This is a genomic window from Pseudomonas proteolytica, assembly GCF_007858275.1.
Lineage (GTDB): Bacteria > Pseudomonadota > Gammaproteobacteria > Pseudomonadales > Pseudomonadaceae > Aquipseudomonas > Aquipseudomonas proteolytica.
The window spans coordinates 1-25,793 of record NZ_VFEV01000001.1 but is presented as its reverse complement, the minus strand read 5'-3'; the positions used below and the strand labels follow the sequence as shown (position 1 = coordinate 25,793).

At 62.0% G+C, this 25,793-nt stretch carries 20 protein-coding genes; 10 read left to right on the top strand and 10 right to left on the bottom strand.

Annotated elements, in window-relative coordinates; genetic code table 11:
- Positions 1-139 precede the first annotated feature (139 nt).
- Both FIV38_RS00100 and tadA read left to right on the top strand, forming a co-directional pair.
- Entirely contained in the window at positions 140-1,519 is a 1,380-nt protein-coding gene (locus tag FIV38_RS00100) for a multicopper oxidase family protein (protein WP_029297467.1), read from the top strand.
- Positions 1,519-2,019, top strand: coding sequence for a tRNA adenosine(34) deaminase TadA (gene tadA / locus FIV38_RS00095; protein ID WP_092238073.1), 501 nt, complete (start codon positions 1,519-1,521; stop codon positions 2,017-2,019). The genes FIV38_RS00100 and tadA overlap by 1 nt, the downstream gene beginning before the upstream one ends.
- A gap of 154 nt (positions 2,020-2,173) precedes the next feature.
- On the opposite strand, the gene cmoB is transcribed toward tadA, so the two are convergent.
- The 5 genes from cmoB to lon all read right to left on the bottom strand — a co-directional run bounded on the left by cmoB (position 2,174) and on the right by lon (position 7,578).
- Positions 2,174-3,130, bottom strand: a complete 957-nt coding sequence (cmoB, locus tag FIV38_RS00090) for a tRNA 5-methoxyuridine(34)/uridine 5-oxyacetic acid(34) synthase CmoB (protein WP_029297462.1) — start codon at positions 3,128-3,130, stop codon at positions 2,174-2,176.
- The gene (gene cmoA / locus FIV38_RS00085) at positions 3,127-3,870 is read right to left on the bottom strand and encodes a carboxy-S-adenosyl-L-methionine synthase CmoA (RefSeq protein ID WP_029297461.1); all 744 of its coding nucleotides are present in this window, start codon (positions 3,868-3,870) and stop codon (positions 3,127-3,129) included. Before cmoA ends, cmoB begins: the two co-directional genes overlap by 4 nt.
- A gap of 36 nt (positions 3,871-3,906) precedes the next feature.
- Positions 3,907-4,563 (bottom strand): lysoplasmalogenase, encoded by a 657-nt coding sequence (locus tag FIV38_RS00080; protein ID WP_092238070.1) that lies wholly within the window; start codon positions 4,561-4,563, stop codon positions 3,907-3,909.
- A gap of 1 nt (position 4,564) precedes the next feature.
- Positions 4,565-4,957 (bottom strand): protease inhibitor I42 family protein, encoded by a 393-nt coding sequence (locus FIV38_RS00075; RefSeq protein ID WP_029297456.1) that lies wholly within the window; start codon positions 4,955-4,957, stop codon positions 4,565-4,567.
- 200 nt (positions 4,958-5,157) lie between these two features.
- Positions 5,158-7,578 carry an endopeptidase La gene (gene lon, locus FIV38_RS00070; RefSeq protein ID WP_029297455.1) on the bottom strand — a complete coding sequence of 807 codons (2,421 nt, stop codon included), beginning with the start codon at positions 7,576-7,578 and terminating at the stop codon, positions 5,158-5,160.
- A 398-nt stretch (positions 7,579-7,976) separates the two neighbouring features.
- On the opposite strand from lon, the gene FIV38_RS00065 reads away from it, so the two are divergent.
- Complete coding sequence (locus FIV38_RS00065; protein ID WP_092238067.1) at positions 7,977-10,313, top strand: putative bifunctional diguanylate cyclase/phosphodiesterase; 2,337 nt, start codon at positions 7,977-7,979, stop codon at positions 10,311-10,313.
- A gap of 346 nt (positions 10,314-10,659) precedes the next feature.
- Here FIV38_RS00065 and FIV38_RS00060 read toward each other — a convergent pair whose 3' ends face one another.
- The 3 genes from FIV38_RS00060 to FIV38_RS00050 form a co-directional block, all read right to left on the bottom strand.
- Positions 10,660-13,071, bottom strand: coding sequence for a glucose/quinate/shikimate family membrane-bound PQQ-dependent dehydrogenase (locus FIV38_RS00060; RefSeq protein ID WP_092238064.1), 2,412 nt, complete (start codon positions 13,069-13,071; stop codon positions 10,660-10,662).
- 100 nt (positions 13,072-13,171) lie between these two features.
- A complete protein-coding gene (locus tag FIV38_RS00055) occupies positions 13,172-14,509 on the bottom strand; it encodes a carbohydrate porin (RefSeq protein WP_092238061.1) in 1,338 nt (445 codons plus the stop codon).
- A 313-nt stretch (positions 14,510-14,822) separates the two neighbouring features.
- Positions 14,823-16,841: a TonB-dependent receptor gene (locus FIV38_RS00050; RefSeq protein ID WP_092238058.1), complete on the bottom strand. Its 2,019-nt coding sequence runs from the start codon at positions 16,839-16,841 to the stop codon at positions 14,823-14,825.
- Between the two features lie 295 nt (positions 16,842-17,136).
- Here FIV38_RS00050 and FIV38_RS00045 point away from each other — a divergent pair, with 295 nt between their 5' ends.
- Both FIV38_RS00045 and FIV38_RS00040 read left to right on the top strand, forming a co-directional pair.
- On the top strand, positions 17,137-17,370 hold the full coding sequence (locus FIV38_RS00045; protein ID WP_029297450.1) for a VF530 family protein: 234 nt from the start codon (positions 17,137-17,139) through the stop codon (positions 17,368-17,370).
- Entirely contained in the window at positions 17,367-17,990 is a 624-nt protein-coding gene (locus FIV38_RS00040; protein WP_070995721.1) for a Pr6Pr family membrane protein, read from the top strand. Before FIV38_RS00045 ends, FIV38_RS00040 begins: the two co-directional genes overlap by 4 nt.
- Before the next feature lie 137 nt (positions 17,991-18,127).
- Here FIV38_RS00040 and FIV38_RS00035 read toward each other — a convergent pair whose 3' ends face one another.
- A complete protein-coding gene (locus FIV38_RS00035) occupies positions 18,128-18,895 on the bottom strand; it encodes a siderophore-interacting protein (protein WP_092238055.1) in 768 nt (255 codons plus the stop codon).
- Complete coding sequence (locus FIV38_RS00030) at positions 18,892-19,464, bottom strand: PadR family transcriptional regulator (RefSeq protein WP_092238052.1); 573 nt, start codon at positions 19,462-19,464, stop codon at positions 18,892-18,894. Before FIV38_RS00030 ends, FIV38_RS00035 begins: the two co-directional genes overlap by 4 nt.
- A 496-nt stretch (positions 19,465-19,960) precedes the next feature.
- Here FIV38_RS00030 and FIV38_RS00025 point away from each other — a divergent pair, with 496 nt between their 5' ends.
- The 5 genes from FIV38_RS00025 to FIV38_RS00005 all read left to right on the top strand — a co-directional run bounded on the left by FIV38_RS00025 (position 19,961) and on the right by FIV38_RS00005 (position 25,653).
- A complete protein-coding gene (locus FIV38_RS00025; protein ID WP_092238049.1) occupies positions 19,961-20,458 on the top strand; it encodes a CS1 type fimbrial major subunit in 498 nt (165 codons plus the stop codon).
- Between the two features lie 119 nt (positions 20,459-20,577).
- Complete coding sequence (locus FIV38_RS00020; protein ID WP_092238046.1) at positions 20,578-23,097, top strand: TcfC E-set like domain-containing protein; 2,520 nt, start codon at positions 20,578-20,580, stop codon at positions 23,095-23,097.
- An 8-nt stretch (positions 23,098-23,105) separates the two neighbouring features.
- A complete protein-coding gene (locus FIV38_RS00015; RefSeq protein WP_240160325.1) occupies positions 23,106-24,344 on the top strand; it encodes a hypothetical protein in 1,239 nt (412 codons plus the stop codon).
- A 59-nt stretch (positions 24,345-24,403) separates the two neighbouring features.
- The gene (locus tag FIV38_RS00010; protein WP_092238043.1) at positions 24,404-25,165 is read left to right on the top strand and encodes a pilus assembly protein; all 762 of its coding nucleotides are present in this window, start codon (positions 24,404-24,406) and stop codon (positions 25,163-25,165) included.
- 5 nt (positions 25,166-25,170) lie between these two features.
- Complete coding sequence (locus FIV38_RS00005) at positions 25,171-25,653, top strand: CS1 type fimbrial major subunit (RefSeq protein WP_092238445.1); 483 nt, start codon at positions 25,171-25,173, stop codon at positions 25,651-25,653.
- Positions 25,654-25,793 lie beyond the last annotated feature (140 nt).

The following is a 25,793-nucleotide window of genomic DNA, read 5'->3' as shown; positions in this document are numbered from 1 at the left end:
TCATCGTTAACGACCTTCGCGAGCGCGCTCGCTCCTACAGGTCTCCTGCGGCAATGCGAAGCCTTACTGTTTAGCCTGTGGGGGTGTATCGTATTTGCCCTTTGCGGGCCTTGCGCCCGCGCAGATACGTGAGGTTGTTGTGTCCCGATCCTTTTCCCGTCGACAAATCCTAGGTGGCCTCGCCGGCCTGGCAGTAGTGGGCGTGGGTGCCGGTGGCGCCTATCGCTACTGGCTGGGGAAAGTCGCGGACGCCAGTGCCGGGCGCGATTACGAACTGATCGCCGCGCCACTGGACGTGGAACTGGTGCCGGGGCACACAACCCAGGCCTGGGCGTTCGGCCCGTCGGCGCCGGGCACCGAGTTGCGCGTACGCCAGGGCGAGTGGCTGCGGGTGCGGTTTATCAACCACCTGCCGGTCGCCACCACCATCCACTGGCACGGTATCCGCCTGCCCCTGGAAATGGACGGCGTGCCCTACGTCTCGCAACTGCCGGTATTGCCCGGCGAGTATTTCGATTACCAGTTCCGCGTGCCGGATGCCGGCAGCTACTGGTATCACCCCCATGTGAGCAGCAGCGAAGAGCTGGGCCGTGGCCTGGTCGGCCCGTTGATTGTCGAAGAGCGCGAGCCCACCGGCTTCAAGCATGAGCGCACCCTGAGCCTGAAAAACTGGCATATCGACGAACAGGGTGAGTTTGTCGAGTTCAGCATCCCTCGCGAAGCGGCGCGTGGCGGTACGGCCGGGCGCCTGTCGACCATCAATGGCGTGCCCCAGGCGGTCATTGACCTGCCGGCCGGGCAAATCACCCGGGTGCGCCTGCTCAACCTCGACAACACCCTGACCTATCGCCTGAATATCCCTAACGCCGAGGCACAGATCTACGCCCTGGACGGTAACCCCATCGAGCCACGGCCCTTGGGCAAGGAGTACTGGCTGGGTCCGGGCATGCGTATTTGCCTGGCAATCAAGGCCCCGCCGGCCGGCGAAGAGCTGTCGATCCGCAATGGCCCGGTGCGCCTGGGCACCTTCCGCTCGGTGGCCAACACCGACGCCCCTGGCGAGTGGCCGCCCGCGTTGCCGGCCAACCCGATTGCCGAACCGGACCTGGCCAATGCCGAGAAACTCAACTTCAATTTCGAATGGGTCGGTTCGGTCTCGGTCAATGTCGAGAACAGGCCGCCGAGCCTGTGGCAGATCAACGGCCAGGCCTGGGATATCACCGACAAGACTTGCGCCGACCGGCCGATTGCCAAGCTCGAATTGGGCAAGAGCTATATTTTTGAATTGAAAAACATGACCCAGTACCAGCACCCGATCCACCTGCATGGCATGAGTTTCAAGGTGATCGCCTCGAACCGCCACAAGGTCACGCCGTACTTCACCGACACCTACCTGCTGGGCAAGAATGAACGCGCCCGTGTGGCGTTGGTGGCGGATAACCCCGGGGTGTGGATGTTCCATTGCCACGTGATCGACCATATGGAAACCGGCCTGATGGCCGCCATCGAGGTGGCGTGATGCGCCAGATTCGCCCGACGGCGATTATCGACCGCAGCCGCGACCAGGACTTTATGCGCGAAGCCCTGGCCCTCGCCGCCCAAGGCGCGGCCCTTGGTGAAGTACCGGTGGGTGCGGTGCTGGTGCAGGACGGTGAAATCATCGGGCGCGGCTTCAACTGCCCGATCAGCGGCAGCGACCCGAGCGCCCACGCCGAGATGGTCGCCATCCGCGCGGCCGCCCAGGCCGTCAGCAACTACCGTCTGCCGGGCAGCACCCTGTATGTGACCCTGGAGCCGTGCAGCATGTGCGCAGGTTTGATCGTGCATTCGCGCATCGCCCGGGTGGTGTACGGCGCACTGGAGCCCAAAGCGGGGATTGTGCAGAGCCAGGGGCAGTTCTTTACCCAGGGCTTTTTGAACCATCGGGTGTTGTATGAAGGCGGGGTGTTGGCCGAGGAGTGCGGGGCGGTGTTGAGTGAGTTCTTCAAGGCGCGCCGGGCTAAACCCACGCTCGACTAACACCTGACCTCAATGTGAGACCCAATCAAGTGTGGGAGCGGGCTTGCTCGCGAAGGCGGTGTATCAGCCAACGAATCAATTGACTGACACACCGCCTTCGCGAGCAAGCCCGCTCCCACATGTTTGATCTTCATTTTTTCAGCGAGATTGAGGGTTATTTCTTGGCGATGATCACCGCTCGCATCGGCGCTGGCAGCCCTTCAATCGTTTTGCTGTGATCCTCAGGGTCGAGGAAGTCACTCAGGGATTGATACTTCATCCACTCGGTCCCGCGTTGTTCCTCGACCGTGGTCACGCTGACATCCACGCAACGCACATCGCTGAAGCCAGCACGGCGCAGCCACAGCATCAGTGCCGGTACGGATGGCAGAAACCACACGTTGCGCATCTGCGCATAGCGGTCTTCCGGCACCAGCACCTGCTGCTGATCACCCTCGATCACCAAGGTTTCCAGCACCAGTTCGCCGCCCTTGACCAGGCAATCCTTGAGTGCCAGCAAGTGCTCGATCGGCGAGCGGCGGTGGTAGAACACGCCCATGGAAAACACGGTGTCGAAACCTTCCATGTTCGGCGGCAGGTCTTCGAACGGGAACGGCAGGTGCCAGGCGTTGGGAGCCGACAGGTAGCGCTGTACCGCCTGGAACTGGCAGAAAAACAGCCAGTTGGGATCGACGCCAATCACGCTGTCAGCACCGGCGCCGAGCATGCGCCACATGTAGTAGCCGTTGCCACAACCCACATCGAGGATGCGTTTGCCTTTGAGGTTCAGGTGCGGCGCGACCCGCGACCATTTCCAGTCCGAGCGCCATTCGGTGTCCACATGCACCCCGAACAGATCGAACGGCCCCTTGCGCCACGGGCTCAGGCCCATCAACGCGGCATGCATTTGCGTGCGGGTCGCGTCATCGCAATCGGTGTCGAGGGTCAGACCGTTGAGCAGGTCGATTTCACTGGGCAGGATCTTGGGTAATGCGTCCAGCGCACTTTGCCAGCGCGCGAGGTCGCCATGACCCTTTTCCATTTTTGCATCGAGTTGTGCTTGCAGGCCTTGGGCCCAGACGGCCAGGGGCGTGCCGACCAGATGGCGGGCGAGGGGAGACAGATCAATCATGGCAAGGCAATCAACGAGGCAAAGTTAAGACACTGGAACCACGGCACGACTTTCGAGAACCCGGCCGCCAACAGGCGTTCGCGGTGTTCTTCGAGGCTGTCGGGCTTCATGACGTTTTCGATGGCGCTGCGCTTCTGGGCGATTTCCAGCTCGCTGTAGCCGTTGGCGCGCTTGAACGCCACATGCAGGTCGGTGAGCAGTGCATGCTCTTGGGGATCATTGAAACGCAGTTTTTCCGAGAGAATCAGCGCGCCACCCGGCAGCAGCGCCTGGCGGATCCGCCCAAGCAGCGCCAGGCGTTCCTCGGGGGCGATAAATTGCAGGGTGAAATTCAGCGCCACCACCGAGGCCGGCTGGAACTGCAGGGCGAGGATATCGCCGTCGATCACCTCCACCGGCAACAGCTCCTGGAACATCGAGTCCTGGCCGTTGAGGTATTCGCGACAGCGCTCCACCATCGCCGCCGAGTTATCCACAGCGATCACCCGGCAACCGTCGGTGCGCACGTGGCGGCGCAGGGCCTGGGTCACGGCGCCGAGGGACGAGCCCAGGTCGTACAGCACGCTATTGGGCTGGGCAAACTGCGCGGCGAGCACACCGAGGTTCTCGACAATGGTCGGGTAGCCGGGCACCGAGCGCTTGATCATGTCCGGGAACACCCGCACCACGTCCTCGTTAAAGGCGAAGTCCGGCACCTGGGGCAAGGGCTGGGCGAATAGGCGATCGGGTTCTTTGCTCACGGCTGTTCCGGCGACGAAGGGGAAAAGGCCGGCATTTTAGCCAACTTGCTCCTTGGATGCGCGGGTTGTCTGATGGAACGCCGACGCGGTGATGCCCCACTGGCCCAACCAATAGGTAATGATCAACAGATACGGCGCGGCATCGAAGGTCACCACAAAGCGGTTGATGCCGATTAGCGTGTCGGAAAACACAAACAACGCCGCGCCAATGGCCGCCAGTTGCGCCGAGCGCTTGGGTACATCGCTGCCCAGGCGAGCCAGTGCACGCCAGAGCATGGCGCTGATCACCAGCGCATACACCACCACCGGAATCAGCAAATCGCCCAGGCCGTGGGAAATCAGGATGCTCAACAAGATCGCCCCAACCCCCAGCGCCAGTGCCAGTGGCAACAGTGCCGGGCGGCGGCAGTCGCTGAAGTAGGCCTTGAGGTACGCCAGGTGCGCGACCAGGAATGCGCCCAGCCCGAAGATAAACAGGTCGCCGGGCCAGGCCAGCAACACATCGCCGACCAGGGAGAAGATCAACCCCAGGCTGATCCAGCGTCGATAGTCGCTGGGTGGGGCGTCATGCAGCCAACCCAGCATCGCCAGTACCGGCAGCGGCTTGACCAACAGGCAGAGCAATGTCGCGTGCGTGCTCAGGCCGTAGATAAAGGTACCCGCCCCCATCAACGCAAGAATCATCCATGGCATATCAGTTCACCGTAATGGCGCAGTCAAAGGTGTCCACCGGATTCACTTCCGGGGCCCAGGGTTGTTGGGAGGTCAGGCGCAGGCGGCCACTACCGGCGGTAAAGGCCTGGAAGCGCCAGGTCGATTGCCCCGCGGCACCGACCACACCGGCGTCCTCGGGATTGCTGTAGACCTCGGGGCCGAGGCTGCGCAGCACGCCGCCGGCCGAATCCTGGATCGCCCAGCGATAACCGGTGGTGGGGTTGCTCGGCAAGGTCAGGGTCAGGTTTTGCCCGGCCTTGAGCTTGAGCGGGCAGGCACTCTGTTTTTCGACGGTGACGTTTTGCTTCGGTGCACTGGCGCAAGCCGCGAGCAGGGCGAGGCTTAGCGGAAGAAGCAGGCGGGCAGCGGTCATGAAGGCTCCGTTTATTGGCGACGAAGGGCGAGCATAACCGAAGATGAGACAAGGTGTTACAGCAGGGTTTTGTGTTGAGGCGGCTGGCGCCATCGCGGGCAAGCCCGCTCCCACATTCGACCGCGTTCCAAAGGATGCACTCGGTCAAATGTGGGAGCGGGCTTGCCCGCGATGAGGCCCTTTCAGACGCTAAAGGTTTCTCAGAACAACACCTTCGCCACATCCGCAAACCGCTTGGCAAAGTGCACCGTCATGCCCTCTTTGAGGTACTCCGGCAATTCCTCGAAGCTGCCACGGTTAGGCTCTGGCAGGATCAACTCGTGAATCTTCTGCCGCCGCGCCGCAATCACCTTCTCACGCACGCCGCCAATCGGCAGCACGTGCCCGGTCAGGGTCAGTTCGCCGGTCATGGCCACGCCTTTTTTCGGCGGCTGGTTACGTGCCAGCGACAACAACGCACTGGCCATGGTCACCCCGGCACTCGGGCCGTCTTTGGGCGTGGCGCCTTCCGGTACGTGCAGGTGCACGAAGGCTTCATCGAAGAACTTCGGATCACCGCCAAACGACTTCAGGTTGGAGCTGATGTAGCTGTAAGCGATTTCGGCGGATTCCTTCATCACTTCACCCAATTGCCCGGTGAGCTTGAAGCCGCGATTGAGCGTGTGGATGCGCGTCGCCTCGATGGGCAAGGTCGCGCCACCCATGCTGGTCCAGGCCAGGCCGGTGATGACGCCGGTGCCCGACAGCACTTGCTCGTTGCGAAACACCGGCATCCCCAGGGAGCTTTCCAGGTCCTTGTTGCCGATCTTGATCACTGAATCCGGTTCATCCAGCAGCTTGACCACCGCTTTGCGTACCAGCTTGCCCAGCTGTTTTTCCAACTGACGCACCCCGGCTTCGCGGGCATAGCCGTCGATCAGCGCGCGCAGGGCGCCGTCGGTGATGCTCAGGCTGTTCTTGGCCACGCCGGCCTTTTCCAACTGCTTGGGCCACAGGTGACGCTTGGCGATGGCGACTTTTTCTTCGGTGATATAGCCCGACAGACGAATCACTTCCATGCGGTCCAGCAGCGGGCCGGGGATTGAGTCCAGGGTGTTGGCGGTACACACGAACAGCACTTTGGACAGGTCCAGGCGCAGGTCCAGGTAGTGGTCGAGGAATTCGACGTTCTGTTCCGGGTCGAGGGTTTCCAGCAGGGCCGACGCGGGGTCGCCCTGGAAGCTCTGGCCCATCTTGTCGATCTCGTCGAGCATGATCACCGGGTTCATCACCTCAACATCCTTGAGCGCCTGCACCAGCTTGCCCGGCAGGGCGCCGATGTAGGTGCGGCGATGGCCCTTGATCTCGGCCTCGTCGCGCATGCCGCCGACGCTGAAGCGGTAGAACGGCCGCCCCAGGGACTCGGCAATGGATTTACCGACGCTGGTCTTGCCCACGCCCGGCGGGCCCACCAGCAGCACGATGGAACCGGCGACTTCGCCTTTATAGGCACCGACGGCGAGGAACTCGAGGATGCGGCTCTTGATGTCATCCAGGCCCGCATGGTGTTTATCCAGGACTTTGCGTGCGTGCTTGAGGTCCAGCTTGTCCTCGCCATACACGCCCCACGGCACCGAGGTGGCCCAGTCCAGGTAGTTGCGCGTGACCGCGTATTCCGGCGAGCCGGTCTCGAGGATCGACAGCTTGTTGAGTTCTTCATCGATGCGTTTCTGCGCCTGGGCCGGCAGCACTTTGCCTTCCAGGCGTTGCTCGAACTGTTCGACGTCAGCGCTGCGATCGTCCTTGGTCAGCCCCAGTTCCTGCTGGATCACCTTGAGCTGTTCCTTGAGGAAGAACTCGCGCTGGTGTTCGCCGATCTTGCGGTTTACCTCGGCGGAAATTTCCTTTTGCAGGCGCGCGACTTCAACCTCTTTGCGCAGCATCGGCAACACTTTTTCCATGCGCTTGAGCATCGGCACGCAGTCCAGCACTTCCTGCAACTCGTTACCGGTGGCCGAAGTCAGCGCGGCGGCGAAGTCAGTCAGGGGCGACGGATCGTTGGGGCTGAAGCGGTTGAGGTAGTTCTTCAGCTCTTCGCTGTACAGCGGGTTGAGCGGCAGCAGTTCCTTGATCGCATTGATCAGCGCCATGCCGTAGGCCTTGACCTCGTCGGTCGGCTCGCTGGGCTGGTGCGGGTATTCGACTTCCACCAGGTACGGTGGGCGGTGGTGCTTGAGCCAGGTCTTGATGCGCACGCGGGTCAGGCCCTGGGCGACGAATTGCAGCTTGCCGTTCTCGCGGCTGGCGTGGTGCACCTTGACCAGGGTGCCGTACAGCGGCAAGGCAGAGGTATCGAAATGCCGTGGGTCTTCGGGCGGGGTGTCCATGAAGAACAGGGCCAGGGAGTGATGGTCGGATTTGCTCACCAACTCCAGGGTCTCGGCCCAGGGCTCTTCATTGACGATCACCGGCAACACTTGCGCCGGGAAGAACGGGCGGTTGTGGATCGGAATGATATAGACCTTGTCCGGCAGGTTCTGCCCAGGCAGGGCGAGGCCGGTGTTGGACGACGGCGTTTCGGCGTTTTCGGGGTCGGCGTAGTCGTTGAGGTCGATATCGGGGAATTCTTGCTGGTCGCTCATGGGGCACCTGCATAGTGAAGTATGGAGGTTAGATGGGGCAGGTGAGGGGTGGTTTCAATGGCGGCGCGTTGTTAGCAACAAATTGCATGACATTTTCGAATGTCAGTGCAGCAGCCCTATGGGCGTGGGCCAGTCGGATTTTCGCGCCGCGCCGGTACAAAACAGGGGTGATTTACGGCCTGTCAGGGCCATTTAGACGGTGATCTGTCGTCAAAATAATGTCAGCCAACCGCCCGCATTTATTAGGTTTACTTCTGCCCAGCGACGGCTAATCTGGGTTTTCCGAATGTGCTCAGTGAACGGGCATTTATTTGACACCGGCTCTGCAGTCGCGAGGGATGCGTATGACAAAAGGACGCTTGAGCTGGGGCGCGGGCACGCTGCCAGGAGGCAAGCGGATGAAATGGCGCCATGCCTTCCAGACCCGTCTGGCCGGGGTGTTGGCGTTATTGCTGCTGGTCGTGGTGGGCGCGGTGTACTTCGCCGTCCAGGGCGCTACCTCCCGCGCCGTGGAAAACCAGGCCCAAGTGCAATTGGAGACCGGTAGCCGAGTGTTCGAGCGCTTGCTGGACTTGCGTGGCCGCCGCCTGCAATACGGCCTGGACTGGCTCACGGTGGACGCGCAGTTTCGCCGCGCAGTTGCCGCAGGCCAGCCGGCACAGATCCTCGCGGCCCTGCAGCGCCACGGCACGGGGATCCGCAGCAGCGAGGTGTTTGTGCTGGGGCTCGAGGGGCAGGTCCTCGTCAGTACCCTCGATGGGGTGCCTGCCCAACAGGCCTTTCCCTATGCCCAGGCGCTGCGCCATGCGCGGCGCAACTCCCTGCAAATGCTCATCGTCGCCCTGGCCGGGCAACCGTTCCTGCTGGTCCAGGAAGATGTCCTGGACCCGCTGCCCATCGCCCGGGTGGTCATGGGGTTCGCCATGGATGAGGTATTCGCCGCCGAACTCCGCTCCCTGAGCAATCTGGAAGTGTCGTTCATGAGCCTGGACAACGGCCAGCCAGGCACCTTGTTCAGCACCCAGCCGTTGGCGGACCGCCCGGCTATTATCCAGGCGCTGCAGAACTCGAACATCAACCCATTGGCGCAGATGAGCGAATGGCACGGCCAGCGTTTTCTCAGCCAGGTCCTGGCCCTGGCCAACACCGGCGATGGCGGGCAAGTCATGGCTTTGCTGCAAAGCCCGCTGGACCATGCCCTGCAATCCTTCGCGCCGCTGGACCGGCAATTTCTCGGCATTGCCCTGGCGGCCTTGATGGTTTCTCTGGTGGGCGCACTGCTGATGGCGCGCCGCGTATCGCGTCCGCTGGATGCCCTGGTGCAGGCGGCCGAGCGTATCGGCGCCGGTGATTACCGCACGCCCGTAGCGGTGCGTGGCAAGGATGAATTCGGCCTGCTGGCCCGCGCCTTCAACGCGATGCAGAGCGGCATCGCCGTGCGTGAACGACAACTGGCCCATAACGCCTTGCACGATGCCCTGACCGGGCTGCCCAACCGCGCCCTGGCCATGGAGCGCCTGGGCAGTGCGATCAGTGCGCGGCGGCCGGTGGTGTTGCTGTACCTGGGGATCGAAAACTACCGGGTGATCAACGAAGGCTTCGGCCCCCAGGGCGTCGAGGAAATGCTCCGTGAAGCCAGCCGCTGCCTGCTGTCGAGCCTGGCGGCGGGGGATTCGGCGGCGCGCATTACCGGCAGCGAATTTCTCGTGTTGCTGGAAAACACCAAGCTCGACAGCGCCGTGGCCCGTGCCGACCGCCTCTACAGCCTGCTCACCGAGCCGCAGCGGGTCGGTGGCGATGAATTGCGCCACGAAGTGAGCATGGGCATTGCTGCCTACCCCGAAGATGGCCTGCAGGTTGAAGAACTGATCAGCCGCGCCGCCATTGCCCGCCACGATGCCTCCGCGCTGCCCGGCTATTTGCAGATCTATCAACAGGACCGAGACCTCGCCCACCAACGCCAGATCAGCCTGATCCGCGACCTGCGGCGTGCCGCCATCGAAGACGAATTGTTCCTGTGTTATCAACCCAAGCTCGACCTGCGCCACGGCTACGTGCGCCAGGCCGAAGCGCTGTTGCGCTGGCAGCACCCGACCCTGGGCCTGGTGTCCCCCGCCGAATTCATCCCCCTGGCCGAACGCTCCGGCAGCATGGCCAGCCTGACTCACTGGGTGATCGAAGAAGCGATCCGCCAGTTGGCAGAGTGGAGCGTGCGTGGGCAGGAGGTGCAGCTTTCGGTGAACATCTCGGTCGACGACCTGGGCGACGAAGGGCTGGCGCCGCGGGTGACCGAGCTGCTGGAACTGCACGGGGTGCTGGCCGGGCAGTTGATTTTCGAGATCACCGAAAGCGCGATCATGCACAACCCGGAACAGGCCTTGCGCATCCTCGAGCAACTGCGTGGCTGTGGCATCAGCCTGTCGGTGGACGACTTCGGCACGGGCTACTCGTCCCTGGCCCAATTGCAGCGCCTGCCGGTGCAGGAACTGAAGATCGACCAGTCCTTTGTACGCAACCTCGACAGCACCAGCGGCGACGCGGTGATCGTGCGTTCGACCATCGAGATGAGCCACAACCTGGGGCTCAAGGTCGTGGCCGAAGGGGTGGAGTTCGAGCCGAGCTTGAGGCTGCTCAAGCAATGGAATTGCGACACGGCCCAAGGCTACCTGATCAGCCGGCCGCTGAATGCCATGGCCTTTGAGATGTGGATGCGCCGCGACCGCAGTACTGTCTGAAATATGTGGGCTTGTGTGCGATAGACATAGCCATCCACACAATTTAAAACCAAGCAGACAGGGCTGTTGTGGCGAGCGGGCTTGTCGGAACGCCGCATCGCCCGCGCTGGGCTGCGAAGCAGCCCCAGTCAGGCCGAATGCGCTGTACCAGATACTCCGTAGCGGCTGGTTCTGGGGCTGCTTCGCAGCCCAGCGCGGGGCAAGCCCGCTCGCCACGGGAGAGTTCGGCAGTATCTGAAAGTTGTGTGGATAACTATGCCTACCGCAGGCAAGCCAGCTCCCACAGTTGAGTTGTATTGCAAATAAAAAGCCCCGCAATTGCGGGGCTCTTTTGTTGCTGGCTGGCTTAGTCGGCCAGTTTGAACGCCATTACATAGTCACCCTGCTTGGTCCCCAGGGAACCATGACCGCCCGCCACGACCAGCACGTACTGCTTGCCGTCCTTGCCGGTGTAGGTCATTGGGGTGGTCTGTGCGCCTGCAGGCAGGCGGCCTTCCCACAGTTGCTTGCCGTTTTTCACGTCATAGGCACGCAGGTACTGATCAAGGGTACCGCTGAGGAAGGACACGCCACCGGCAGTGGTGAAGGTCCCGCCCAGGCTTGGCACGCCCATGCTCAGGGGGATGGGAACCGGCGAGCTGTCACGCACGGTGCCGTTCTTGTGCATCCAGATGGTCTTGTTGTTGGTCAAGTCCACGGCTGCCACATAACCCCAGGCCGGAGCCTGGCAGGGCAGGCCCATTGGCGAGAGCATCGCTTCCAGGACCACGCCATATGGCGTGCCTTTGTTCGGCTGCACGCCTTCGGTCTCGCTGACACGCGGGCCCATGGCGGCGATTTTCTCGGCCGGGATCATGGTCGATTTGAACGCCATGTAGCTCGGGTTGACGAACGCGATCTGGCGCACCGGGTCAACCGAGATGCCGCCCCAGTCGAATACGCCGAAGTTGCCTGGGTAGACGATCGAGCCTTGCAGCGATGGCGGGGTGAACGGGCCGTCGTAGCGCAGGGACTTGAAGTCGATCCGGCACAGCAGTTGGTCGAACGGAGTCACACCCCACATGTCACGTTCCTTGAGGGGCGGTGGCATGAAGTTGAGGTCGGACTTGGGCTGGGTTGGCGAAGTGTGATCACCGGCCACCGCGCCTTGCGGCACAGGGATTTCGTTGATCGGCACCACCGGCTCGCCGGTCGCCCGGTCCAGCACGTAGATGCTGCCTTGCTTGGTCGAGGCCATCACGGCTTGTTTCACGCCGGCGGCGGTCTTGATGTCGATCAGGCTCGGCTGGCCGCCCACGTCCATGTCCCACAGGTCATGGTGGGTGAACTGGTAGTGCCAGCGCACTTTACCGGTGTCGATATCCAGCGCTGTCAGGCCGGCAGCGTGCAGTTCCGACGCAGGCGTGCGGTAGCCACCGAACTGGTCCGGGGTCTGGTTGCCCATCGGCAGGTAGAGCATGCCGAGTTTTTCGTCGACGGCGAACATCGACCACATGTTCGGCGAGTTGCGGGTGTAGGTCTTGCCTTCGGCAATCGGCGTAGTGTCGTCCGGGTTGCCGCTGTCCCAGTTCCACACCAGCTTGCCGGTGTGCACGTCGAACGCGCGGATCACGCCGCTCGGCTCGTCGGTGGAGACGTTATCAGTCACGTGACCGCCAATCACCACCAGGTTCTTGGTAACGGCGGGCGGCGAGGTGGAGTAGTAGCCACCTGGGGCGAAAGCGCCGATGTTGGCGCCCAGGTCGACCTGGCCTTTGTCACCGAAGTCTTCGCACATCTTGCCGGTGTCGGCGTTCAGGGCGATCAGGCGGGTGTCGGCGGTCGGCAGGAAGATCCGGCGCGGGCACGCATTGGCGGCTGGCGCAGTGGCGTCAGTGGCCGGGCTTTGCTCGGTGGCGGCATAGGCGGCGTCATCGTGATAAGTCACGCCACGGCAGGTCATGTGCGCCCAGCCCTTGAAGTTCTCGGCTTTCTGCGTCGAGAGCTTAGGGTCGAAACGCCAGATTTCCTTGCCGGTATCCGGGTCAAGGGCGATCACCTGGCTGTGCGGCGTGCACACGTAGAGCATGCCGTTGACTTTCAGCGGGGTGTTTTCCGCGGTGGTTTCACCGGGGTCGCCAGGGCCAGGCAAGTCGCCGGTGCGATAGGTCCAGGCCGGCACCAGCTTGTGCGCGTTCTGCGCAGTGATCTGCGCCAGGGGCGAGTAGCGGTCACCGAAAGCCGAGCGGCCATAGGAGTTCCAGTCGCCATCGGCCTGGGCCGGCGCGGCATTGGTCATGCCCGGTACCGCGTCGCGGTCCAGTTGGCCTTTGATTTCTCCGGGGTTGGTGAACTGGCTGGCCACGGCGGTTGCACCGGCCAGCACCACGGCCACGCTCAGCGCGCCAGTGCCCAGCGGGGCAGGTTGCCCACGCAGCAAGGGGCGGCGGAACCACGGTAGGAGCATGACGATACCCAAGCCAAACAGCAGGGCCAGGCGCGGTACCAACTGCCACCAGTCCAGGCCGACTTCCCACAGGGCCCACACGGTACTGGCGAACAGCACCACCGCGTACAGGCCCAGCGCCGCACGGCGGGTGGCCAGCAGCAGGAGGCCGGTCAGGGTGATGCCGATACCGGCCAGCAGGTAGTACAGCGACCCGCCGAGCATGCTCAGCTTGATGCCCCCGGCCAACAAGGCCAGGCCCATGATCAGCAGCAAGATCCCCAGCAGCCTGGGCAGCAGGCGGCTTGGACTTGAAGCACCATCAGTGCTCATAGTGTGATTCTCCGTGACGTTTAAGGTAGTCCCGCGCTTGTTCACTGTAGATGACGTTTGCGCGCAGGCTTGGTTCAGGGCTAATTGCGTTTATTGCGATTCAGAAGGACGCTTGCAGCTTGATCCCGCCGACCAGCGCGTCATCCACCTGGGCGACGGCCCCCGGATGACGGATGTACTGCAGGTTCGGGCGCACCGTCAGCCAGTTGCTGACGTGCACGCCGTAATAGAGTTCGGCGCTGTATTCGGTGTCTTGCACCGGCAGGTAGGCGGCGTCGTCAAAGTCGTACACCGCGCGGGCCTGGTTGCTGGCCTGGGCGTTCTTGCGGTACGCCGGGTTGACGTGGACGCGAGCCACGGCAAAGCCGATATCGTCCTTGGCACGGGCATCGAACGGGCCTTTGTAGACCACCCCGGCCTGGACATAGTTATCCACTGCGTTGGTTTTCTTATCGTGCATCGTCGCGTTGGCGAACACGCTCAAGCCCCGGGTGTTGTCGCTGGCCAGGCTGCTGACTTGCTGCTGCACGCCCAGCCACACGCCGTGCTTGCTGGAGGCGCTGCGATAGGCCTCGCCACTGACGGCCGCGGGCTGGTCGTTGCGGTCCTTGTACACGTCGCTGGCCTTGGCGCTGCTGTAGTAATAGCCGGCGCGGTATTCACCAGCAAGGCCGTGGATCTTCGGGGTCCACACCAGCTCCACCGGCAGCAGGGCGCCTTGGGTGCCGCTGCCGCTGAGCTTGAAGCCATTGCCGCGCTCGAGGTTGGAGGGGTTCTGTTCATAGGCGCCGATTTGCGCGTACAACTCGGGCGTCAGGTGGTATTTGACCCGCAGCGCCCATTGGCTCACCGGCCAGTTGTACCAGATGCCGCCGACCCAGTTGCCCACTTGGGAGCCGCAGAACGCCAGGTTCTGGAAGTCGCAGGGGAAGCTGTTGAAGTCCTCGCCTTCGCCAAAACGCCCAGCCTTGATATCCAGCTTCTGGTCGAAGAACTTCTGCTGGTACCACATCTGCGTCAGGCGCCAGGTCTGGCCACGGCCCCAGACTTCCTGGGACGAGGTAAAGCCGCCGACCCGCGGATCGTTGATGCGATCGTTGGTGATGTTGTTGCCACTGCGCTCGGTGATCGTCAGTTGGAACTCGGCATCCTGCCAGCCGAGGATTTTCTGCAGGTCCAGGTGGCTGCCGAAGGCCCATTGATCGCTGTAGCGCGCCGTGCGGTCGTGGTTCGAGCCGCCGTGCAGGTTACTGCCCATCTCACCGGTGTAGTCGATCTTGAAGTCGTAGCCTTGTTCAGACAGCGCTGTCCGGGAGCCGCCGAAATCACCCAGCATCCACGGGGACTCACGGTCAAAGGCCGGCGCGGCCTGGGCGCAGGTGATCAGGCACAAAGGCAGCAGCGCAGCGCACAGGCGCAGTGTTGGGAAAGCAGGCATAGGCAAGGGCAGGTCTTAATAGTTTTTGGTTTTAGTACGCAAACCGCGATTGGCGGGTGCCAACGGGTCAGGTTTGAGAGGCGGATGAAACGTTTCAGGTTGTTGCCGACAAGGATAAAGCGCCGGCTCGGGGAGAGAAAGCGCTAATCGCAAGATGGATTCTTTCGGATTTGGTAACAGTCGGTGCAGGCACCGCAAAACTAATGTGGGAGCTGGCTTGCCTGCGATAGCGGTGGGTCAGTCACTATTTTCAGTGACTGACCCACCGCTATCGCAGGCAAGCCAGCTCCCACAGGTTGCAGGTCAGTGTCTGTTAGAAGGTTGTACGCAAGCCCACCTGCACACTGCGCCCCGGCGCCGGCGCAATATCGCGCAGGATCGAGCTGGCATAACGTACGGTCTGGTTGGTCAGGTTCTCGCCGTTGACGAACGCCAGCCATTGGCTGCCGCCCAGGTTGAAGCGATAACCGGCGCTGGCGCCCAGGGTGGTGTAGCCGTCGGTCCCGCTTTCGTTGCGCGGTACACGGCCCTGGCCGGCAGCGTGCTCGACATCAATGCGCGCCTGCCAGCGGTCCAGTTCCCACAACAAACCACTGTTCAAGCGCAGTGGGGCGATGCGCGGCAAGGCTTCGCCGGTATCCAGGTTGGTGGCGCGGGTGTAGTCGCCCGACAGTTCCAGGGCGAATTTGCCGTAGGCCCCTTCGCTGAGTTTCCAGTGATCCTGGGCTTCGAAGCCGACGAAACGTGCGCGTACGCCGGAGTAGGTGTATTCCGGGATGCCATCGGCGTCTTCTTCGCCCTCGTCATTCAAGGTGCGGCCGCTGTTCAGCAAGCCAATGTAGTTGGAGAAGTGGCTGTAGAACACGCCGAAGCTGCCCTTGTGGGTGCCATTGTCAAAGCGCAGGGCCAGGTCGCTGGCCACGGCCTTTTCCTTCGACAGCTTGGCATCACCCGCTTCATAGGTACCGGTGGCGACGTGGGCGCCGTTGGCATACAGCTCGTAGAAAGTCGGCGCGCGCTCGGTATAGCCCAGGGTCGCGGCCAGCGACCAGATGGGCGTCAGCGTATACACCGCGCCCGACGACAGGCTGCCGGCGGTGAAGCTGCTGGAGCTGTTGGCCTTGGCGAAACGCTCGTTGCCTTTGCCGTCCGGGTCGACGGTGGTGTGCTCCAGGCGTGCACCCAGGCTCAGTTTCAGGCGTTCGCTGGCCTGCATTTCTTCGAGGATAAACAGCGCGCCAGCATTGGTATCGGTCTGCGGTACGAAAGCTTCCTCGCCCAAGGCGGAGAATTCGCTACGGCTGACCTGGGCACCGACGATGCCATCGAAAGGCCCCATCGGCTGGTGGCGCGCTTCGATGCGTGCTTCATAGCCTTTGTTCTTGAAGGTGGTGCCGGTTTCGCCACCTTCGATTTCGCGGTGTTCGTAATCGGTGTAGCCGGCGTCGAGTTTGACCGAGGTAAACGGGCCTTGCAGGTTGCGAATCTCCGATGCAAACGCGTAATGCTCCTGCTGCATGCGGATGCGTACATCCTGTTCGGCGGGGGAGCCGTAGTTGCTGTCGGAGTTGCTGTAGGACAGCCCGGCATAACCGTCGTCCCACGTGTAGGAACCGCCCACCGCGCCGCCGTCCTGGCGTCCGTCGCTGTTGCCCAGGCGGCCGTTTTTGCCGGGGCCATTCTCGCTTTGGGGGGCGTGGCGGCTGCGGGCGTAACCGGGGATTTTCAGGTCGTTGAATTCCCGCGCGCTGGCATCCAAGTGCAGGGCGAAGGTGCCGTTGCCGGCTTCCAGTTTGCCGGCGCTGCTGCGGGTGGTGTCGGCGCCGCCGTAGCGCAGTTCACCGGCACCGTGGATGCCTTCGATGGCTTCGGTGGGGATGCGATTGTCGAAGGTGTTGACCACGCCGCCAATGGCGCTGCCGCCGTAGAGCAGGGCAGCCGGGCCGCGCACGATCTCGATGCGCTCGACGTTGACCGGGTCCAGCGGCACCGCATGGTCATAGGACAGCGACGAGGCATCCAGCGCGCCGACGCCATTGCGCAGGATGCGGATGCGGTCGCCATCCTGGCCACGGATGATCGGGCGGCTGGCGCCAGGGCCGAAGTACGACGACGACACCCCTGGCTGCTTGTTCAGGGTTTCGCCCAGGCTGCCTTTTTGTTGCAGGGTCAGGTCATCGCCTTCCAGCACCGTCGTGGGCGAGGCCAGTTGCTGGCTGCCCAGGGGGTTGCCGGTGATGACTTGGGGTTGCAGTTCCAGGGCGTGGGCCTGGGAGCCGATCAACAGGGCAGCCGCCAGCGGGGTCAGGCGCCAGAGAGGGGAGAGGGACATCGGGGGGTTCCTTGGTCGAGCAGAGAGTTGGATATTTATAGTTACAATATAACATCTCTTTTTAGGCCGTGGAGTGGAACTTTTCACAGGCCCTGTAGGAGAGAGCTTGCTCGCGAAAAACTTCAGGACGCCGCGTTAAACCTGATGCCCCGCTTCAGCATTGACGATTTTCGCGAGCAAGCTTGCTTCTACAGGGGGGCGGGGGTGGGGCTACAATCAAGGTCGTGCTTCCACCGGCCTGGCACCTCGGCTAAGGTGCGCGGCTTCTTCTTCATTTACTTGGCAAAGGCCCGGCATGACCGCACCGAACAACAACCCACTGCACGGCGTTACCCTCGAACAGGTGCTCACCGCGCTGGTAGCGCATTACGAATGGCAAGGCCTTGCCGAGCGCATCGACATCCGCTGCTTCAAGAACGACCCGAGCATCAAGTCGAGCCTGACGTTCTTGCGCAAGACGCCATGGGCGCGGGAAAAGGTCGAAGGGTTGTACGTCAAGTTGATGCGCACCAAACGCCCCCAGGAATGAGGGCATATGTGGCAGGGGCAGCGCTGGCCGGTTGGGCGGGCCTGACGATCCAGCTGTACCTGATTGGCTATTCGCGCTGGATGGCCGATGCCAGCCTGTTGGGCGGCCTGGTGAACTTCTTCAGCTTTTTTACCGTGCTGACCAACACCCTGGCCGCTGTGGTGTTGAGTTATGCACTGGTGAATCGCCCTTCGGCCGCACGCCGGTTTTTCCTGCGCCCGGCGGTCAGCAGCGGTATTGCGGTGAGCATTGTCGTGGTGGGCCTGGCGTATAGCTTGCTGTTGCGGCATTTGTGGAGCCCCGAGGGCTGGCAGTTTATCGCCGACGAATTGCTGCACGATGTGATGCCGTTGCTGTTCCTGGGCTACTGGTGGTTCTGTGTGCCCAAGGGCGCGCTGCGGCTCAGGCACGTCGGGTACTGGGTGATTTACCCGTTGGTGTACTTCGCTTATGTACTGCTGCGCGGGCACGCCCTGGGGCAATACCAGTACCCGTTCATTGATGTAGGGACGCTGGGTTATCCACAGGTGTTCATGAATGCCGGGGGCATCCTGTTGGGGTTTGTGTTGGTGGCATTGGCGCTAGTGGGCCTGGACAAGATCCTGAAGCCGGCAGCGTAGTTCAAAACCCCTGTGGCGAGCGGGCTTGCCCCGCGCTGGGTGGCGAAGCCGCCCCAAACCCTGCTGGCTCGGTGTGTCTGAACTAGAGGGGGCTGCTTCGCAGCCCAGCGCGGGGCAAGCCCGCTCTCCACAAAGGGCTATTCCTCGTCGCTGCCCTGTGCACGCCAGTAACCCACGGCCTTGACGAACTCATCGTTGAGCTTGTGCTCGTCAAGCAGCACCCGGCGTAACTGGCGCGACAGCTTGGTCTCGGTGGCGACCCAGGCATACAACGAGCCTTCTGGCACTTGCAGGTCGCGTACGGTGCCGAGCAACTCATCCTGGCCACGCACCACCCAGGTCACCTGCACATCGGCTGCGCTGTCGAGTGCCTGCTTTTCATGCTCATCGGCAATCTCGATCACCACCAGCGCCTTGCGCCCTGCCGGCAGTTCTTCCAGGCGGCGGGCAATGGCCGGGATGGCGGTTTCGTCGCCCACCAGCAGGTAGCTGTCAAAGATGTCCGGCACGATCATCGACCCGCGGGGGCCGGCAATGTGCAGGTGCTGGCCGGGTTTGGCCTGTTCGGCCCAGGTGCAAGCTGGGCCGTCGCCGTGCAGCACGAAGTCGATATCCAACTCGCCGCGGCTCAAGTCGATCCGACGCGGGGTGTAGTCGCGCATCGCCGGTTGTGGCCCCTCGCCCTTGACACTGAATGTCGGGCTTTCCAGTGCCGCCTGCTCGGCAGCGTTCTGTGCGAACAGCAGCTTGATATGGTCATCGCTACCCAGGCTGATGAACCCCGCCAACTGCTCGCCACCCAGGGTGATACGACGCATGCGCGGGGTAATGTCGACCACGCGCAGCACTTCCAGGCGCCGGCGTTTGATCTCGTGGCTCACTCGGTGAATGACAGGCGTACTCATAGGGTTTTCCCCTGTACAGGTGGGACGGCCGGGCCATCCACAATGGCTTGGGCGGTGCTGTTGAGCAGCGCCGCGACGCGGGTGATTTCTTCCGGGCTCCAGCGCCCGTGGTGCAACTGCAAGGCATGGCGCAGGTTGTGCACTGCCTCGTGGATTTGCGGCGGTCGGTCGTGGCCGCGCAATGAGCGTTTGCTGACATCAATGCGCATGCGCACACCGTCCAGCGCAATGGCTTGCTCACTTAAGAACAGACGTCCGGCGTCGGTGATTGTGTAGCGTTTTTTTCCAGCCTGGGCGTCGCCGGTGATCAGTTCGCTTTCTTCAAGGAAGGTCAGGGTGGGGTAGATCACCCCAGGGCTGGGGCTGTAGGCGCCATCGAACAGGCCTTCGATCTGACGGATCAGGTCGTAGCCATGGCACGGCTGTTCGGCGATCAACGCCGGTAGCAACAGCTTCAGGTCGCCGGGGGCGAAGACCCGTGGGCCTCGACCACCGCGTTCGCGGCCTGGGCGTTTTTCGAAGCCGTCGCGATCGTCACCGGGTTCACGGTGGGAATGAGGGTCTCTCATTGTCATGCTCTCTGCTGTGTGGTTTAGACATAACGTAAGATATATCTTAAATTCCGGCCAGAGGCAGGTGACCAACGGTCATCCGTGGGCGGGCGAGCCGAGCGCCAAGTTAATTTATTCCCCATAAGTTGCGCTTCATAACTAGTATTAGAGCTAAAGCTCAAACTTTCGTGGGCTGTGCTACATGTCTGGTTAGTTGCTTTTGTGGTACTGTTCTTACGGACTTTTCATTGCGTATTCGCTGTAACCATTCATGTAGTCTGTATCCTACGGAAGAAATTAAAGTTTTGGCAAAGTGCCATATTTTTCCGAGTTGTCCTGTATCTATTGGCTACGGCAGCGTGGGAACTGCCTTGCATATCTGTTTTTGAAGTTGGTGGATCATCTGCCTCGCGTTGCAATCACTTAAGTTTCATCGCGACGGCTCTCATTGTGTGTTGGATCTATGGTTCAACTTTCAGTGGGTCACTAACTTGTCCGAAAACAGGAAATCACCATGTTCAAGAAGTTCGCAATTGCTGCCCCTCTGGCCCTCTTGGCGCTGAATTCGTCGATGGCATTCGCCGCCGGTGAAGCCAACCACACCGTCAACATCAAGGCGAATATCCCGACAACCGTGTTCCACGCGCAGCCACGTGACCCTAACTTCGGCCGCGATGAAAGCATGAGCTACAACATTGTCAGCGGTGAGCTGGCGCCGTTGACCGCCGTCTACGACCTGAAAAACACCAACGGCTCGGTCCACGCCTACATCGAAGGCGGCCCGGCCGTGCTGTTCAACGGCAACGTTGCACAGAACATTGCGCTGACCACCAGCCTGCACGGTGTAGAGCTGACCGGCACCCCTAAAGAAGTCGTCAACGAAGCGGACTCCACCCCAGGCGTCGGCGCTGAACTGCGCATCGTGGCAGCCAAGCCTTCGGCAACTCAGCGCGGTGCCTACACCTCCGCTGTGGCGTTGGTGTTCGACGCGGTGCTGCCAACGACACCTTGATGGTGTAGGTGCCCGCCGGGCTTGTACGCCCGCGGGCATTGGCGTTCGGGCCGGCTGATTCTCCCCGTAGGCCGGCCTGGTTTTTTGTTTTGTCTCTTGGCCCTCAGAGTATTCCTTTCATGTTCCCGATGACGCCCATCGCGGTTGCGCTTGCGCTAGTGATTTGTACGAGTGCCGTGGCCGCGCCCACGCCAGGTACCGTCACGCCCGCCAGTCTGATGACCCAGGCCCAGGGTTTGCCTGCCGGGTTCAGCGATCACTTCTTCGATGTGCCGTTGGCGGTACAGGTTGAACTGGACCAGCAACCCATGGGAGAGGCGCTGATTTCCCTGTCGCAGGACGAACATGTGACGTTGCTGGAGTTCACCGACACCGGCGACAGCAAAGTCCCGGCGGCCACCCGCGACATCTGGCAAGCGGTGCTGGCCAGTGGTGTTGCTCTTGGTGCGTGTACCCAGTCATGCCCACAGCAACTGGTGTCCACCCACTACAACCTTGAAAGCTCGCTGCTCTCGATCATCACCCAGAACGTCGAACATGGCGGTGACGCTCCGCGCTATCACGCACAGCCCGAAGGCGGCAGCCGAGGCTTGATTATCAACAACCAGCTCAACCTCAACGGCGGCGAGGATGAAGACCTGGGCGGGCGTTATGGTCTGCAGGCCAGTGCCAGCCTGGGCAACTGGACCCAGGTGTTCAATTTGCAACTGGCGCGCCAGAGTGGAGATGAAGAACAACTGCGCCACGCGATTCACGAGCTCTACACCCAACGTGAACTGGAAGGTCGCTTTTTGCGCCTGGGCCATTTCACGCCCAACTCCGATGGCCTGACCCGTCAGTTGCGCAGCTTTGGCGCCAGCCCCGATACGGCGCTGGGTGTCATGTACGGCAGCTCCGACAGTCTGGCAATCAACAACACCAAGGCCAGTGTCTATCCGATCTACGTCACCGCCAATCGCCAGGCCGCCGTGGAGATTTACCGCAACGGCCTGCTAGTCAACACCCAGGCGGTGGCGGCAGGCTTGCAGACCCTGGACACGCGACCGTTGCCCGGCGGCATCTACGAAGTCGAAGTGCGCCTGGTGGAAGATGGCCTGACCGTCAGCACCACCCAGGAGCTGGTCTACAAACCCAGCAACTGGCGCAACGCCGAAGACCGCTGGCGCTACAACGTGTTTGCCGGGCGCGAAACCAAGTTGTTCAGCAATTGGGACGAACAGGCGTCCGGCGCGGTTACTGCCGGCGCCTCGCTCAACTACCTGGTACACCCACGGGTGATCCTCGGCCTGTCGGCGCGCGAAGTGCGCGATCAACTGCAATACGGCGGCTCGGCAGACTGGACGGTGGCCAACAACACCAGCGTTTTTGCCAACCTCTACCAGACCCGTGAACACGGCACGGGCATGGACTTACAGGGGCTCTATACCTTGGGGGCCACCACCCTGGTGTTTAGCCATAACCGCAGTTGGCTCGACACCCGTGACACCTATGAAACCCTGCCGGACGGCACGCGTCTGCGGCGCAATACCTTTGTCGGCCAGACCAGCAACTCGGCGCTCTCGGTCAACCAACGGGTCGACGCAACAAATTCCTGGAACCTGCGCCTGTCCCACAGCGAGGGCAACGTCGAAGGCACCGGGCTGGACCTGGGCTGGAGCCGGCGCGATACCTTGTGGGGCAGCGACGCCAACTGGCGGTTCTCGGTGTTCGATCGACCGGGCACTTCTGGCACCGGCGATCAGCGCAATCGTGGCGTGGACCTCTCCGTGAGCCTGGCCTTGGGCGGCGATGGCCGGCAGATTTCCGGCAGCATCGGTACCCGTACCGACCGCGACGGTGGCCGCGATAACAATGCTTCGGTCACCTACCGCCAGGACCTCACCGAGCACCTGCTGCAAAGCGTCTCGGCCACGGCGATCACCGACACCTATGGCGTCGGCCTGTCGGGCATGGCCAGCTTTGACAGCGATGTCGTCAGCGGTGATGGCTTCGTCCAGCGCAGCTCGTTCAACGGCAACCTCAGCGGTGGCCTGAACCTGCACAGCACCTTCGTTGCCGGTGGCGACCAGATGCTGATGACCAGCCAGTACCAGACCTATGGCGCGGGGATGATCGTCGACGTCGAGACCGACCTCGATGAGATCACCTTGCGTGCCGACGACTTCAGCGGTGGCGGCGCGATCCTGCGGCCCGGGCGCAACTTTGTGCCGGTGGCCGCCTACAAGAGCAGCACGGTGAACTTCGACTTTGAGGGTAACCACCCACCGGCGGCCAACATCCAGCCGGGGCGGACCACTTATCACCTGAACAAGGGCGGGGTGGACTACCGAAAAATCACCGTAATGAAGACCGTGTCAGTGCTCGGGCGCCTGCTCGATGCCCAGGGCCAGCCGCTCAGGGGCCATCACGTGATCAACCACGCCAGCCGTGGAGTCAGCGAAGTCGACGGGTTCTTCTCCATGGAAATGAGCGCCAGCTCACCGACCCTCGAAGTGCGCTACCGCAACCAGTTGCTCTGCCAGTTCCGCCTCGACCCGGCCACCTCCGCCAATGAAAACGACGTGTTGATGATCGGTGACCTGCGCTGCACGCCGGACACCCTGGCTGAAAACACATTCCAGACCGAGACCGCTGGTTAAGGACGTTTATGAAAAAGCAGTTTGAGAGAAATGTGTTTGGCCTGTTGTTGGCTGGCTTATTGGGCGCGGTGTTGGCTGAGCCTGCAAACGCTATTAGCCAAAACATCACCGCCGTCTTTAAACCTGACCCGGCAAATCCGACCAAGAACGAATTTGTTAACACCACACCAGTGACAGGCATTTGCCAAGGGCACATGCCTGCACGATGCAAGCAGATGGGGATTTTCACGATCCGCATTGATGACTCGTTTCGAGCGGACGCCATTGCGCCCATCGAGGCCTATCACGAAGACCCGCGCAAAGGCGCCATGTGGCAAGTGCCTTCGCAGTGGCGCGATGTTCCGGTGACCCATACGCGCACCGGTGAAGTCGAGACAGTGCAGGTACGGATAGCCGGAATTGGGCACCGTTGGGATATTCGGCCAAATACCAGCGCGTGGGCACGGCCAGGTGTTTCCTGGCAGGGACAGTGGCTGAACGCGCCCGCGCCTTGCCAGAGTACGGGGTTCCTTACCGGGCATTCGACGTTAGCGTTGTTCTTCTGGTTGGTGCCGGAAAATGCGGGTGTATGCAGTCGTTTTCCCGGAACCACCATCACCTTTTTTCAATATCGCACGCTCGAATTCGCCTATGCGCTCAGGACTCCCAACCCGCTGAGCATGTCATCGGGTGAGTACACGGGCAGCCTGACTTACACCATGGGGCCAGGACTGGACTTTGACTTTGGCGACGTAGTCATTCCAAACGACTCCCAGCTGACACTGAATTTTAATCTGTCGGTGGAACATGACCTCAAAGTCGATATCCCCCCGGGCGGCAACCGCATCGAGTTGCTCCCCGAGGGCGGCTGGCAAGCCTGGCTCAACCGTGGGCGTGCGCCGACCCGGCTGTACCGCGACCAGACCTTCCGCATCGCCGCCAGTTCGCGTTTCAAGATGCAGCTGGAGTGCTCGATCGTGATGGGCAACACCTGCGGCTTGCGTAACGCCAATGGCGATGAAGTGCCGTTGCAGATCGCCGTGACACTGCCCAGCGGCATCGATGGGCGTGGCAACCAGGCCGTGCAAAAACGCCCCTTGCGCCTGGACGGAGACGGCACCGATCTGTTCCAGCCGTTGTTCTACGTCAACGACCGTCCCGGCACCCTGCATTTTGAAGTCCTGCGGGACGACATGGCCGGCATGCTCAACCAGCCGGGCAGCACTTACTCGGGCGTGGTGACCGTGATCTGGGATTCCGAGATTTAGTCTCGCCGCACCACAGGCGGGCCGGGCCCGCCGCATTCAATCAATGAGGCGTAGTAAACATGAAACAAGCAGCGTTATGGATCGGGTTGAGCCTGATGTCCCTCACCGCCCAGGCCGGGCCGCTGATCAATGTGGGGGTGGTGTATGACTACCTCGAAGGCGATCGCAGCTCCTACCTCAAGCGTGTATTCAATGGCGGCACCAGCACCGCGTTCATCAAGGTCAATGTGCTGGAGATCGTCTACAACGCCGACGGCACCACCCGCGAAGTTCCGGTGGCTTCGATGACCGACGACAAGGGCGCCACTACCAGCCGCGACGGCCTGATGGCCAGCCCGTCACGGTTGATCGTCCCGGTAAACGGCCGCCAGGGCACGCGCCTGTTGTACATGGGCCCGCGTGACAAGGAGCGCTATTTCCGCCTGCGCTTTATCCCCGTGGTTCCGGAAAAAGACGACAACTTCGGCATCACCGATGAAGAGCGCGTCGACTACAAGGACCACCTCGCTGCCGGGATCAACGTGATGGCCGGCTACGGCACGGTGTTTTTCGTGCGGCCCAAAGACACGCGGTTTGATACCCAGATCAACGACACCACCGATCAATACCAACTGCGCAACGCCGGCAACAGCACCGTGGTGCTCGATGAGTTTCACGATTGCTCGGTGACCGACGCCACCGACTGCGTGCCTACCACCAAGCACCACATCCTGCCCGAGCGGCAATTGAAGTTCGAGAAAAAACCGGGCCGGCGCTACAGCTTCGTGCTGGTGGAAGGGCTGGATAAAAAACCGATGAAGGTCGAGAAAAGTAACGGGTGATGATGATGTTCAAGCAACTGACAAGACTCGGTGTACTGGCGGCTTGCATGCTGGCGGCTACCCACACCGCGGCAATCCAGGAGCGCCACTCATTCGATGTTTCGGTGACCATCCCGGTGCATGAGGCCTATGTACTGCCGTCCGAGCCGGACTGGATGGGCCAGGACCAACTATTGGCCTGGAACCTGGTGACCGAGCAACTGGGCAGGCTGCGCAAGAACTTCGACGTGAAAAACCTCAACGGCGGGGTCGCGGCCCGCCTGGGTGCCGAGCCGTACCTGTACAACGGGCGTAACCGCATCGACCTGCAGGTGCAATTCAACCGGGTAGCCCTGACCCTGGACCCGATAGAAGTGGTCAACGCCAACGACGCCCGCGCCGGCCGCCGCGCCGAACTGGACATCGCCGCGATAAAACCCGATGACGGATATCGCGGCGGCGAGTACTACGGCACGGTGCACCTGGTGTTCGACTTCCTGGCCCCCTGAACCGCACTCAAACCCCGCCCTGTGGCGAGCGGGCTTGCCCCGCGCTGGGTGGCGAAGCCGCCCCAAATCCTGCTGGCTCGGTGTGCCTGAAATATCTACGGCGTCTGGAGTGGGGCTGCTGCGCAGCCCAGCGCGGGGCA

Coding starts and splice junctions, on each gene's coding strand:
- tadA (WP_092238073.1), top strand. CDS start 1,519: ATGCGCCAGATTCGCCCGACGGCGATTATCGACCGCAGCCGCGACCAG.
- cmoB (WP_029297462.1), bottom strand. CDS start 3,130: ATGATTGATCTGTCTCCCCTCGCCCGCCATCTGGTCGGCACGCCCCTG.
- FIV38_RS00080 (WP_092238070.1), bottom strand. CDS start 4,563: ATGCCATGGATGATTCTTGCGTTGATGGGGGCGGGTACCTTTATCTAC.
- FIV38_RS00075 (WP_029297456.1), bottom strand. CDS start 4,957: ATGACCGCTGCCCGCCTGCTTCTTCCGCTAAGCCTCGCCCTGCTCGCG.
- lon (WP_029297455.1), bottom strand. CDS start 7,578: ATGAGCGACCAGCAAGAATTCCCCGATATCGACCTCAACGACTACGCC.
- FIV38_RS00065 (WP_092238067.1), top strand. CDS start 7,977: ATGAAATGGCGCCATGCCTTCCAGACCCGTCTGGCCGGGGTGTTGGCG.
- FIV38_RS00060 (WP_092238064.1), bottom strand. CDS start 13,071: ATGAGCACTGATGGTGCTTCAAGTCCAAGCCGCCTGCTGCCCAGGCTG.
- FIV38_RS00055 (WP_092238061.1), bottom strand. CDS start 14,509: ATGCCTGCTTTCCCAACACTGCGCCTGTGCGCTGCGCTGCTGCCTTTG.
- FIV38_RS00050 (WP_092238058.1), bottom strand. CDS start 16,841: ATGTCCCTCTCCCCTCTCTGGCGCCTGACCCCGCTGGCGGCTGCCCTG.
- FIV38_RS00045 (WP_029297450.1), top strand. CDS start 17,137: ATGACCGCACCGAACAACAACCCACTGCACGGCGTTACCCTCGAACAG.
- FIV38_RS00040 (WP_070995721.1), top strand. CDS start 17,367: ATGAGGGCATATGTGGCAGGGGCAGCGCTGGCCGGTTGGGCGGGCCTG.
- FIV38_RS00035 (WP_092238055.1), bottom strand. CDS start 18,895: ATGAGTACGCCTGTCATTCACCGAGTGAGCCACGAGATCAAACGCCGG.
- FIV38_RS00030 (WP_092238052.1), bottom strand. CDS start 19,464: ATGAGAGACCCTCATTCCCACCGTGAACCCGGTGACGATCGCGACGGC.
- FIV38_RS00025 (WP_092238049.1), top strand. CDS start 19,961: ATGTTCAAGAAGTTCGCAATTGCTGCCCCTCTGGCCCTCTTGGCGCTG.
- FIV38_RS00020 (WP_092238046.1), top strand. CDS start 20,578: ATGTTCCCGATGACGCCCATCGCGGTTGCGCTTGCGCTAGTGATTTGT.
- FIV38_RS00015 (WP_240160325.1), top strand. CDS start 23,106: ATGAAAAAGCAGTTTGAGAGAAATGTGTTTGGCCTGTTGTTGGCTGGC.
- FIV38_RS00010 (WP_092238043.1), top strand. CDS start 24,404: ATGAAACAAGCAGCGTTATGGATCGGGTTGAGCCTGATGTCCCTCACC.
- FIV38_RS00005 (WP_092238445.1), top strand. CDS start 25,171: ATGTTCAAGCAACTGACAAGACTCGGTGTACTGGCGGCTTGCATGCTG.